Source organism: Trichocoleus sp. AS-A1, assembly GCF_039962015.1.
Lineage (GTDB): Bacteria > Cyanobacteriota > Cyanobacteriia > Cyanobacteriales > FACHB-T130 > FACHB-T130.
This window is the reverse complement of record NZ_JAMPKG010000020.1, coordinates 41,355-54,873: the sequence shown is the minus strand read 5'-3', so window position 1 is coordinate 54,873 and position 13,519 is coordinate 41,355. Positions and strand designations below refer to the sequence as shown.

The following is a 13,519-nucleotide window of genomic DNA, read 5'->3' as shown; positions in this document are numbered from 1 at the left end:
TTCTGACTCGCTTTTGCTGGTTATAGTTGACAATGCGGTTCATTCTTTTAAAAGTAAAAAATGTCACAACTGCCCGGTAACAAAATCGCACCCGCCCCCATGCCGACAGCAATTAATGTTGTCGATCTAATTGATGGTTACTTCAGCGCCTACAACTCAGCTCGTCTGCGGGAAATGTGTCACTTGCTCAGCCGAGAGGTCATGCGCGAGGGCGTCACCGTCGGAGTCAGCCTATCAGGCGCGATGACTCCCGCTGGAATGGGTGTGGGAATTTTGGCTCCCCTAATTCGCCACGGTTTTATTGACTGGATGATCAGTACGGGTGCCAATCTTTACCACGATATGCATTTCGGGCTGGGTTTCGACCTCTACGCGGGGAATCCGTTTGCAGATGATGTGAAACTGCGCGAAGAAGGCACCATTCGCATTTATGACATTATCTTTGGCTACGATGTGCTGCTGGAAACTGATGCCTTCATCCGAAAGATTTTGCAAGCAGAACCGTTCCAAAAACGGATGGGAACTGCTGAATTTCACTACCTGCTCGGCAAATATGTCCGGGAAGTGGAAAAGCAGTTGGGAGTGAAAAATTCCTGCTTATTGGCGACCGCTTATGAATGTGGTGTCCCCATCTATACTTCTTCTCCCGGAGATAGTTCGATTGGGATGAACGTAGCAGCATTGTCCTTGGAAGGCTCAAACTTAGTGTTAGATCCAGCCATTGATGTGAATGAGACAGCTGCGATCGCCTACTGCGCTCGTGAAACCGGCAACCCAGACGTAGAGGGCAAAAGCGCCGCCGTGATTATTGGCGGTGGTAGTCCCAAAAACTTCCTGCTGCAAACTCAACCGCAACTTCACGAAGTGTTGGGATTAGAGGAACGAGGTCACGATTACTTCGTACAAGTCACCGATGCGCGTCCTGATACCGGCGGACTCTCTGGTGCAACACCCAGCGAAGCCGTTAGCTGGGGCAAGATTGACCCCGAAGAGTTACCTAGCACCATTGTCTGTTACACCGACAGCACAATTGCCCTGCCTCTCATCGCCGCCTACGTGATGAACCAATGTCAGCCCCGCCCCCTGAAGCACTTGTACGATCGTCGAGAAGAAATGTTCTCAAAATTGCGGACGGACTATCAAGCAGCAAAAACCCAGCCTTCCGATGAAATTCCTGCCGCTGTTGCCGAAAATGCTTCTGAACAACCTGTAGCAACTTATCCCTGCGGCAGGCTAATTCCTAATACCCAATAGCAGGCTGCTTTTGGATCAAATCCCCCAGGTTGATGCAACTTGGGGGATTTTTTATTCCGTTTTATGCTCAATAAACTATCTTAATTGTTTACTCAACTAAGACTCAGTTTACTATTATCAAAGTGAAATCAAATTGTTTGCTCGTATCTTAATAAAAATTATTAAAATAGGGGGTTTTCGTAAATTTACGGAACGCCTAAAATTCTAAAAATATTTCAGTAAAATTACTGAGACTTGTTATTTCTATATAGTGCTATTAATTAAATTAATAGGCTTTTTTATCAGAAATATTTATAAATGTAAACTCTGGTTTTCGCTAAAGTCAAGCGAACTTTGCAAGAAGGAATCAAGAATTATGACCGCCCAACCTATGACGATTACTGCTTTTGCTAGCAAGCTGACTACTTTGAAGGAAGCTCGCTTTAGTGGGCGGCTGTTCCTGAAAGGTACTTTGGGGCGAGAGTGGATTCTTTACTTCTACCTGGGTCGGATTTTGTACGCAACTGGAGGAACTCATCCAGTTAGAAGGTGGCAAAGACATTTAGGAATAAATTGTTCTAATGTTAGTCCGAATCAACTTAGTTTACAAACTGATATTTCTGAAACTTCTTCCGATCTTAGCAAAAACTGTCGAGAATATTATTTGTTATGTTTATGGCTGAAGCAGCAAAAAATTACCCGTGAACAAGTTGTAAAAATAATTCAAGGCATTGTTCTTGAATTATTGTTTGACATTACTCAAGAAGTACCAAAAGCATTACAAATCAAGCAAGAAAATGCCTTAGCCCCCCAGTTGTTATTGATTGATGCCGAACAAGCGATCGCGAAAACTCAAGAAATTTGGCAAGCCTGGAAAATCGCTAAAATTTCTGATGTGCTTCCCAATCGAGCGCCATCGATCAAGCAACCAGAACAACTCCAACAAAAAACCTCGCCTACCGTTTATAAATCTCTGACATTGTTATTAGATGGGCAAAGAACCTTACGAGATATTGCGGTTCAAACTAAGCGCAATGTTGCGGAAGTAACCCGATCTCTATTGCCTTACCTTGAAACTGGATTAGTAGAGTTAAATGATATTCCTGATTTAGCAAATCCAGTTTCCCCGACTTCTTCAGAATTAACTGCTAAAAATCCTCCGACTTCTTCAGGCAAAATACCCGCTCAAGCGGCGACTCGAAAACCACTCATTGCTTGTGTGGATGATAGCCCGTTGGTTTGCAAAAATATGGAAAAGATTCTTACGTCAGCCGGGTATCAATTTTTGGCAGTACCAGATTCGATGCGAGCGATCGCTACTTTATTAAACCGCAAACCTCATATCATCTTTTTAGACTTGGTAATGCCCAATACGAACGGCTATGAAATTTGTACCCAATTGCGTAAAGTTTCTGCTTTCCGAGACACCCCAATTATTATTTTGACAGGAAATGACGGTATCATTGACCGAGTCCGAGCTAAGGTTGTCGGAGCTTCAGATTTCATGGGGAAACCAGTCGATGCAGAAAAGGTGCTAGCGATAACCAACAAGTACCTCAAGCACCTCAAAAACAGTTCCCTCGTGGTCAGTTGATTTTTGTTTTTCCTAGGAGCGTTAATACAATGCATACTGCTTTAATCGTTGAAGATACCCTAACTGAAAGGGAAACTTTTGCTAGCTGCTTGCGACGAGGTGGATTAAATGTTTTAACAGCCAATACTGGAGAAGAAGCCTTAGAAAAAATCAGTAGCCATAAACCTGATGTGATCATTTTAGACGTTGTATTGCCTGGTCGTAGCGGCTTTGAACTCTGCCGCGAACTCAAAGCAGATGCAGAAACCAGCAAAATTCCAGTCGTGATGTGTTCCACCAAAAGCACTGATATGGATAAATTTTGGGGCATGAAACAAGGAGCAGATGCCTACATTCCAAAACCAGTCGATCAAGAGGAACTACTGCGTACTGTTAATCAATTAATTAAAGGTTAGGAAAAATCTTCGTCAGCACCGTCAAGAGACAAGCAATGGAATCTGAATTTTTGTCTGGAAACAAAGCTTTAATTCAACAATTTGAAATCCCAACCGCAGAACATAAAGCAGTCGTGGGAGAGCAATTTTTGCGGTTTCATCTTTTTCCTGACATTACCGCACTATTCCCCATGCACCAAATGACAGAGGTGCTGACAATTCCAGTTAGTCAGATTGTCCCCATTCCTCATATGCCAGCTTGGGTGATGGGAGTTTATAACTGGCGCGGTGAGATTTTATGGATTGCGGATCTCGGTCATTTAGTAGGGCTGACTCCCTTATACTTACAGGCAATTAACCGATCAACCTACACAGTCATTGTGATTCATGGGGAACAGCAAATCCTTGGTAAACAGCGAACTGGTAGCCAAATCACAGGAAAAAAGATGCTGGGATTGGTAGTGAATCGAGTCGAAGACATCGAAAGCTGCGATCCAGATTTAATTCAATCTCCTCCGCAATCATCTGTCACCCCGGAATTGGTGCCATTTTTACGGGGATATTGGCTGAAATCAAATGGTGAAATACTGGTGGTTCTAGAGGGAGAATCCATCATGGCTGGAATGCCTAAGCCAGAAGTTTGAATGGCTGTTTGAATATCCAGATGTCTTTCTTTGGGTCTGGAATTTCAATTTTTTAACCTCTATCTGTATCCCTTAATCAACTCAACTCGCCACACTCATCTACCTTTAGCAAAGTTTAAACTATGAAGACGCCTTCCGATCCTCAATCAGATACAACAAAAGCCAATATTAAGCGTCGTCTCCGGGGTCGCAAGACAGGTGTTAGCCATCAACCCCCTCCTCTTAAGCTCATTCCAAACCAACAAGATTTAAACGGCTCTCAAAATCTTGAGCAAAAGGTAGAGAACAAGGGAAAAGAGCAGCTAGAGCAAACAGAGCAAGACCACATTAACCCGCCGCCTCCACAACTGAATCTATCTAAAAGCCCCACGCTCCGCAGCCAATTGTTGAGGACAATCTTACCTGTGGTACTAGCACCGCTAGCGATCGCAGGTATCGTGAGCTGGGGGATGACGAATTATCAAGCATCTGGGCGCACCGAGACGAAATTATGGAATGACGCGATGCTATCCTCCAACTTGGCTGGCGTAAAGGTCAAGGATGCTTTGATTTCGTCGTCTTTGGCAGAAAATTCCTTAACTATTGATGTTGCGCGTGCTGCTAACTTTGACGAACTAGCGGTGCCGTTGGAGCATGTAGGACTGAGTAACACTGAAAAAATTCAGATTTTGGCTCCGGCAAGCAAAGCCGTTATTAGTACCATTACATCTAATGGCGCGATCGCTCAAAAAGAAGTATTGGGTGGCGATGCGGTTTTACAAACAGCCACCGCTCTGTTAGCCGAACTAGAAGTACAAAAGGCTAATTTTGGGGAAAACGCCACCCTAGGGAAAAAACCAAGCTACGTTGCCACTACAGGTCAACTCCAGGGACTTACCATTGTCCCTTACGTTCGCCAAGAGGGACAATTAGTTCTGAGTACTTCATTCGATCGGGACGGCAGAAAGTATAGCCTTGCCGCAGTTCCTGGCATCGATTTGGTCAGTGTCACCTCAATTGAACTTTCGGAAATTGCTGCCGCAGGAAATGAGCATGGGCTAATTTTTGTCCTAATTTTTCTTTCCTTGGGAGCCGTAGGTGCAGGCATTGTGGTGAGTTTAGCACGCCGCTGGTCTGCTCCTTTGAAAGAATTGACGGGTACATCAGAGCAGGTTGCTGCCGGAAATTTGGATGCCTACGTTGAACCTCGCGGGACTACTGAAACGCAAACTCTAGCTGTCAGCTTCAATAACTTGGTAGCACGAGTTAAAGACTTATTAAGCAAGCAAGAAGTTGAAGGCAAGCGATTACAACTATGTGCTGATATTGCTACCAGTGCCAGAGAATCTCTTGATATTCACGAAGTATTCAAGAAAGCAGTTCAAGGCACGCAACAAATCCTGAATGCAGAACGAGTATTCATCTATCGCTTCAATCCAGACTGGAGTGGCTATGTTGTTGCCGAAGCGGTAGCGCCCGGATTGCCGACCTGCATGAAAATCAAGGTAGCTGATACCTACTTCACCTCTTCAAAGGTGGGAGTAGAACTCTATCGGAAGGGCCGCGTCTTTGTCATTGATGACATCTATAAAGCCAATCTCACACCTTGCCACATTGAATTATATGAGCGATTAAAAATCAAAGCCAATGTAATTACCCCGCTGATTAGCGGCGACAAACTACTCGGCTTGATGTGTACGCAGCAGTGTTCTAATCCTCGGACTTGGCAGCAGTCTGAAGTCGATTTCTGTACCCAGGTGTCCACTCAATTAGGGCTAGCCATAGATCGGATTGGCTATTTGCAAAAGCGGGAAGTTGAAGCTAAACAACAAGAAGTTGAAGCCAAGCGATTACAGTTGTGTGCCGATATTGCCACCAGCGCTAGAGAATCGTTAGATGTCAAAGAAATTTTCGAGAAAGCCGTTCAAGGAACTCAACAAATCCTCAAAGCAGAACGGGTGTTTTTGTATCGCTTCAATCCAGACTGGAGTGGAGATATCGTCGCGGAATCTATTGCTCCAGGTTGGCCTTCCTGCTTAAAAATGACCGTCACGGATACCTACTTCACCGACTCTCCCGCAGGGGTAGAACGATACCGCAATGGTCGCGTGTTTGTCATCAATGACATCTACAAAGCCAATCTTACGGGTTGCCACATTGAGTTGTATGAGCGATTAAAAATCAAAGCCAATGTGATTACCCCGATTGTCAGCGGTGATAAACTATTAGGTTTGCTGTGTACGCAGCAGTGTTCAAATTCTCGGAATTGGCAGCAGTATGAAGTCGATTTTTGCTCCCAGTTGTCTACTCAAGTCGGCTTAGCTCTAGACCGAATCAGTTTCTTAGAACAGAAGGAAGCTGAAGCAAAACAGCAAGAAGTTGAAGCTAAGCGCATTCAACTGTGTGCCGATATTGCTACTAGCGCTCGTGAATCTCTCGATGTTAAGGAAGTATTTGAAAAAGCCGTTGTTGGCGCTCAACAAATCCTGAATGCGGAACGGGTGTTTTTATATCGCTTCAACCCAGATTGGAGTGGGGATGTAGTTGCTGAATCAGTAATGCCGGGTTGGCCTTCCTGTCTAAAAATGACTGTTACCGATACTTACTTCACCGACTCGAATGTGGGGGTAGAAAGATATCGCAATGGTCGCGTATTTGTCATTAATGATATTTATCAATCTGGTTTGACTTATTGCCACGTTGAGTTGTATGAGCGATTAAGAATTAGAGCCAATGTGATTACCCCGATTGTCAGCGGTGATAAACTATTAGGCTTGCTGTGTACGCAACAGTGTTCAAATCCTCGGAATTGGCAGCAGTATGAAGTAGACTTTTGCTCGCAATTATCTACTCAAGTCGGCTTAGCTTTAGACAGAATCAGTTTCCTAGAACAGAAAGAAACTGAAGCAAAACAGCAAGAAGTTGAAGCTAAGCGCATTCAACTATGTGCTGATATTGCTAGTAGCGCTCGTGAGTTGCTAGATGTCAAGGAAGTATTTGAAAAAGCCGTTGTTGGCGCTCAACAAATCCTGAATGCGGAACGAGTGTTTTTGTATCGCTTTAACTCGGATTGGAGTGGAGATGTTGTTGCGGAAGCGGTGACAACCGGCTTACCTTCGTGCCTGAAAATGACCGTGACCGATACTTACTTCACCGACTCGAATGTGGGTGTAGAAAAGTATCGCAAGGGTCGCGTATTTGTCATTAATGACATCTATCAAGCCAATCTTACAGGTTGTCACATTGAGCTGTACGAGCGATTAAAAATCAAAGCCAATGTAATCACCCCAATTGTCAGCGGTGACAAACTATTAGGCTTGATGTGTACGCAGCAGTGTTCTACTCCTCGGACTTGGCAGCAGTATGAAGTAGATTTTTGCTCGCAGTTATCTACTCAAATCGGCTTAGCATTAGACCGAATTAGTTTCCTCAAACAGAAGGAAGCGGAAGCCAAACAGCGAGAAGTCGAAGCCAATTTGACCCAACTGTTTGCAGATATTGCCAACAGCGCTCGTGAATCTCTCAATGTCAAAGAGGTTTTCGAGAAAGCAGTGATTGGCGCTCAACAAATCCTGAATGCGGAACGGGTGTTTTTGTATCGCTTTAACCCGGACTGGAGTGGGAATGTAGTTGCGGAAGCGGTGACACCTGGATTACCGACCTGCATGAACATGAAAGTAGCAGATACCTATTTCACCGACTCAGAGGCGGGGGTAGAGTTGTACCGCAAAGGTCGCGTGTTTGTTATCGATGACATTTATCAAGCGAATCTCGCCCCTTGTCACGTTGAGTTGTACGAGCGATTAAAAATCAAAGCCAATGTGATCACCCCGATTGTTAGCGGTGACAAACTACTGGGCTTAATGTGTACCCAGCAGTGTTCAACCCCTCGGACTTGGCAGCAGTCTGAAGTCGCTATCTGCACGCAGTTGTCCACTCAAGTTGGTTTGGCGATAGACCGCATCAGCTATCTGGAACAGAAAGAAGCTCAAGCTACGCGATCGCAACTTTTGTCGATGATTACCCTCCGCATTCGGGAATCTCTGAAGCTGGAAGACATTCTGAATACAGCGGTCGAAGAGGTGCGACGCGCGTTTAAAACAGATCGCTTAATCGTCTATCGCTTCGATGCGAACTGGGATGGGACGGTAATTGCAGAATCTGTAGCGACGGGTTGGATGCCCACTCAAGGCGTCAAAATCGAAGATACCTGCTTGAAAGAGACGCAGGGGGGAAGCTACAACAAAGGGCGCATTCGTGCCATTGAGGATATTTATCAAGCGGGTCTGAACGAGTGTCACATTAAAATGTTGGAGCGCTTTCAAGTCAAAGCCAACTTGGTCGTGCCCATCGTAGTAGATAACGAGCTATTCGGCTTGATGATTGCTCATCAATGTTCGGGGACTCGCATTTGGCAGAAGGGTGAAATCGATTTGTTCACCCAGTTGACAACTCAAGTGGGTATTGCCCTCAACCAAGCGACGCTGCTGGAACAGATTCAAACTTTGCTGGCGGCGCAAGAGGAAGCGACCCGCCAACAATCTGCAAATGCCGAACAGCAAAGGTCAGCCAAGGAAGCCCTGCAAAAACGAGCGCTGGAACTGCTGCTGGAAGTCGATCCTGTCAGTAAAGGAGACCTCACCATTCGGGCGCAGGTGACTGAGGATGAAATCGGCACGATTGCTGACTCCTACAATGCCACGATCGGTAGCTTACGGAAAATTGTTAGCCAGGTGCAAACCGCCGCCAAACAAGTGGCAGCAACCACCAGCAGCAATGAAGTCTCTGTTCAAGAGCTATCGGCAGAAGCTTTACGGCAATCAGAGGAAATTTTAGCTGCTCTGGATCGAATTCAGGAAATGTCCACCTCGATTCGAGCGGTTGCTGCCAATGCCGAACAAGCGGAAGCTGCGGTTCAACAAGCGACGCAGATTGTGAAGGAGGGTGACGCTGCCATGAACCGCACGGTGGACGGGATTCTAGCGATTCGGGAAACTGTTGCAGAAACCTCTAAAAAAGTCAAGCGTTTGGGCGAATCTTCGCAAAAGATTTCCAAAGTGGTGAACCTAATTGGCACCTTTGCCGCTCAAACGAACTTGTTGGCGCTCAATGCTTCAATTGAGGCGGCACGCGCTGGGGAAGAGGGTCGAGGCTTCGCCGTCGTTGCGGATGAAGTGCGATCGCTAGCGCGGCAATCGGCGGCAGCAACGGCGGAAATCGAAAAGCTGGTTGCAGGCATTCAGGCAGAAACCAATGAGGTGGTAGCGGCGATGGAAGCAGGCACCGAGCAGGTCGTTACGGGTACGAAACTGGTGGATGAAACCCGCCAAAGCCTGAACAAAATTACGACTGCCAGCGCCCAGATCAGCGCCTTGGTGGAAGCGATCGCCCAAGCGGCTGTCGTGCAATCCAAAGCTTCCGATGCAGTCACCAAAACCATGACCGATGTGGCAGCGATCGCCACTAAAACCTCAACGGGAGCCACCGATGTATCGGCATCCTTTAAGGAATTGCTAGCGTTGGCGCAAGAACTGCAAGCAAACGTGGGTCGATTTAAAGTTAGCTAATGGGTAATTGGTAATGGGTAATTGGTAATGGGTAATTGGTAATGGGTAATTGGTAATGGGTAATTGGTAATGGGTAATTGGTAGGGGGAAGAATCCAGCCAATTATTAATTACTAAACCCCTTTTCCCCAATTATCAATTACCAATTCCAAATTCCCATACGCCTATTCCCCAATTACCAATTACTAATTACCAATTACCAATTCAGTATTATGGCGCTCGACTCTGATATCCGCGACCAAGCCTATCAGTTCTTCATTCAAGAAGCTCCAGAGCTGTTGCAGGTCATCGAATCGGAACTGCTGACGCTCAAGACAGAGCGGACTACTGCTAAAATTCACAGTCTCATGCGTGCGGCTCACTCGATTAAAGGGGGATCTGCTTGCGTGGGACTCGAAACAATCAAAACGATAGCTCACCGCCTTGAAGACATCTTTAAGGCGCTCCACAACAAAGAGTTAGAGATTGATGCCGAACTAGAAAGCTTATTGCTGCAAGCCTATGATTGTCTCCGCCTCCCTTTAACGGAGCAGATTCTGGCGGGTCATTTCAACGCAGAACAGGCGATCGCGATCGCCGAACCCGTGTTTGCCAAAATTGAGGCGCAATTAGGAGATTTCCTCACCGGAGAGGAAGTTTTACCCAATGCGGTGGAATTGGGAATTGATATCACCTTATCGATATTTGAAGTGGACGTGGCGCAAGAACTAGAGCGCCTCACCCATGTTTTAGCCCATCCTGAAAGCAATCAAGTAGCCGGAGAATTGCGGGCACTCGCTGATGTATTTACCGGCATCGCAGAATTATTAAGTTTGCCAGGATTTGGAGCGATCGCGCAAACTACTTTGGCGGCGCTCGATGCTCATCCCGAACAAGCCTTGCAGATTGCTAAACTGGCATTAGCTGATTTTCTAGCAGCGAGAGAAGGCGTACTCGCAGGAGATCGCTTGATTGGCGGTTCTCCCTCTACCGCTTTAACAAAACTTGCTGCTACTTCTCCAGTTCAAACTTCCCCTGGATCAACGGTTACAGGCGTCCAACTGGCTCCCGAATTAGAGCTACTGACACTGACTGAAGATGAAGAGGAATCAGCGCTCTCCTTTTCCTTTTCTTCTATTGAAGATATTTTTGGTAGCTCTGTCCTCCCTTCTGAAATCAATGAAGATTTCCTAGACGTTTCGGCACTATTCACATCTGAAGAAATTTCCGAAACCGAGTTAGGCATTCCAGGGGAAACGCTAACTTCTATCGCTGCTTTCGACGAAATTCTTGATTTCTCAGATTCCAGCCTATCAACTCAAAATCAACTCCCTCTTCTCAAAGTTGATGAACCTGAGCATCTAACCTTAACTACAGATGAGGAAAGTCTCAAACCAAACTTAGACGAGCGAAAACAGAAACAAACTTCAGATAAAATTTTTAAGGATTCAAAATTAACAGCAGAAATTACAGATTTTTATAATAATTCATCTTTCGACGGGCTGAAACTTCCGGCGCTACCAGCAGCTAATCTAAATCAAGAATTTGAGTTAATCGCTCAAGAAGAAATCCTCGCTTACCCTCCTTCTCTAGATGAAGTTTTTGGTAGTTTTGCCTCAAATTTACCAGAGATAGAAATTGAAAACTCATCTTCTTTTGAAGTAGCTGAGCCGATGGCGCTGATTGAGGAAATTCCTGAATTAGAGCTAGCTGTTGAAGAAACTAACCTAGTTACTATTTCTCCCCCAGCTCCAGAACTACACTCAGAATTAATTGAAACAAAATCCCCAACGAATATTCAAGCAGTTGTTCAGAAAATCGAGCAATTATTTGAGACTTTACCTTCCGTAACCGAGCTTCCGGTCAATCTAGCCAACCCAGAAAATTCGCCTCAGCTAATTCAGGCTGAAATCGACAAACTAGGATCTAAAACCTCTAAACCTGCTAAATTGCCTGCTGCCAAAGACAAGAAGGAAACCATCGCCCCTACCAATTCTACTCCCCAACTTTCTGTTCGCGTTGACTTAGATCGACTGGAACGAATGAATAACTTGGTGGGTGAACTTGCCATTAACCGAAACGGTCTTTTCCTCCAAAACGAACAACTGCAAGCAACGGTGCAAGAACTGCTGCGGCGGTTTACTAAATTTCAGGAAATCGCCAATCATCTGCGCGATTTATCAGACCAGATGATAGTGGCTCCAGAACGCCATTCTATTGCGTCAGACCAGCAAACTTTCATACCTCGAAAAGCAGAAAAGCCGGATGTAAAAACGCGATTTCCTTCGTCTGAAACCGAGGAAAATATAGAGCATAATCCCCTGTCTTCTAGCACCTCTACACCCCTAACTTCTTCGTTTGACTCCCTAGAGATGGACAGCTATGGAGCATTGCACTCAATGGTGCAAGAGAGCCTCGAAGAGATGGTGCAACTCGAAGAAATCGTCGGGGATGTGGCACACTTAGCTGGCCAGTCAAGCCAAACTTTAGAAAGTCAACGTCAAATGATCGCCCACTTGCGGGATGATTTGATGTGGGCGCGGATGCTTCCCCTGCGCGAAGTGTTGAGCCGCTTTCCTAGAGTTTTGCGCGACCTTTCCACAAAATACAAAAAGCCAGTCGAGCTGAAATTAAGCGGGACGGGAGTTTTAGTTGATAAAGCCGCTTTAGAAAAACTCAACGATCCTTTACTGCACTTGCTCCGCAATGCCTTCGATCACGGGATTGAGCCACCAGAAGTACGCCGTCAGCAAGGGAAACCGGAGCGGGGTCAGATTGAAATTCAGGCTTATCATCAGGGGAGTCACACGATTATTGAAGTACGGGATGACGGTCAAGGAGTCAACCTAGAACGCATCCGTTTGAAAGCACTAGAGTTGGGGTTGCTTTCACCAGAACAAGTGGTTACAACTTCAACCACTCGACTTTTAGATTTACTATTTGAGCCAGGATTTTCCACTGCGGCTCAAGTCAGCGAACTGTCGGGTCGAGGTGTGGGATTAGATGTGGCGCGATCGCAACTGCGATCGCTCAAAGGTACCATCACGGTCACGACCACTCCTGGAAAAGGTACCACCTTTACGTTACGCATCCCGCTGACGCTGACGATTGCTAAATTACTCGTCTGCTTGGTTGGTTCCACTGCTTACGCCTTCCCCGCTGACAGCATTGAAGAGATCGTCATTCCGAAAACTGACCAGATGAAGCACTCTGGAAAACAGAGATTCTTGCACTGGCGCAAGCGAATCGTTCCTGTCTATCACTTATCAGAATTACTGGACTATAGTTGTCCGTTGCCTGAATCAATTCCCAGCCAAGCTTTAGTCGCCGTTCCCACTCCCGAAGCTTGGGCACCACCGATGCTGCTAATCCGCCGAGATAACCAAATTCTTGCCTTAGAAATCGATCGCTTGGTCACAGAGCAAGAATTGGTGATCAAACCCTTTGGTGCAGCGATCGCGCCTCCAAGTTATATTTACGGTTGCACGATTTTAGGAGATGGGAGCCTGATTCCGGTAATTGATGGGGCAACGCTTCTCACCCAGATGGTTGGGCAAAGTAAGAACGCGATCGCTACGACTACTTTCACCGATCTGCCAACTGCTTCCCCCATCCAAACTGCATCAATTGACAAAACTAAAGTATCCGCAAACACAGCTAAATCGCCTTTGATATTAATCGTAGATGACTCGATTACCCTCAGACAAACTTTAGCTTTAACACTCCAAAAAGCAGGATACCGCGTTTTACAAGCAAGAGATGGACGGGAAGCCATCGAACAGTTACAGCAAAATTCCAACATTCAAATGGTGGTTTGCGATGTAGAAATGCCGAATCTAAATGGCTTTGAATTTCTCAACCATCGTCGTCAAGATCCGCAGCTATCAAAAATACCCGTAGCGATGCTGACTTCCCGTAGTAGTGAAAAACATCGACAATTAGCAACTCACTTGGGAGCCAGTGCTTACTTTAGCAAACCTTACTTAGAGCAAGAATTCTTAGCAGCCCTCAAAGCCCTTTTTGAAAAAAGTGGATCTTTAGGAGCTGCCGTTCGTAGCTCATAATAATGAGAGCATCTCAATGTTTTTAAAGACATCAATTACAGTCCAGAAACCCACCCCAACCCTCTGGGTGAATCGGGAGGGATGAA

The 13,519-nt window shown here is 45.8% G+C and carries 6 protein-coding genes; all 6 read left to right on the top strand.

Translation table 11 applies throughout. From position 1 onward, the window contains the following. The first annotated feature begins 60 nt into the window (after positions 1–60). The 6 genes from speY (at position 61) to NC994_RS16450 (ending at position 13,433) form a co-directional block, all read left to right on the top strand. Positions 61–1,254, top strand: a complete 1,194-nt coding sequence (speY, locus tag NC994_RS16475; RefSeq protein ID WP_190428682.1) for a deoxyhypusine synthase — start codon at positions 61–63, stop codon at positions 1,252–1,254. Between the two features lie 355 nt (positions 1,255–1,609). Next, on the top strand, positions 1,610–2,827 hold the full coding sequence (locus NC994_RS16470) for a response regulator (protein ID WP_190437517.1): 1,218 nt from the start codon (positions 1,610–1,612) through the stop codon (positions 2,825–2,827). A 29-nt stretch (positions 2,828–2,856) separates the two neighbouring features. After that, positions 2,857–3,222: a response regulator gene (locus tag NC994_RS16465; protein ID WP_190412983.1), complete on the top strand. Its 366-nt coding sequence runs from the start codon at positions 2,857–2,859 to the stop codon at positions 3,220–3,222. Between the two features lie 35 nt (positions 3,223–3,257). Further along, entirely contained in the window at positions 3,258–3,845 is a 588-nt protein-coding gene (locus NC994_RS16460) for a chemotaxis protein CheW (RefSeq protein ID WP_190437513.1), read from the top strand. 122 nt (positions 3,846–3,967) lie between these two features. Further along, a complete protein-coding gene (locus tag NC994_RS16455) occupies positions 3,968–9,391 on the top strand; it encodes a GAF domain-containing protein (protein WP_190437510.1) in 5,424 nt (1,807 codons plus the stop codon). A gap of 211 nt (positions 9,392–9,602) precedes the next feature. Further along, the gene (locus NC994_RS16450; RefSeq protein WP_190437498.1) at positions 9,603–13,433 is read left to right on the top strand and encodes a response regulator; all 3,831 of its coding nucleotides are present in this window, start codon (positions 9,603–9,605) and stop codon (positions 13,431–13,433) included. The last annotated feature ends 86 nt before the right edge of the window (positions 13,434–13,519 follow it).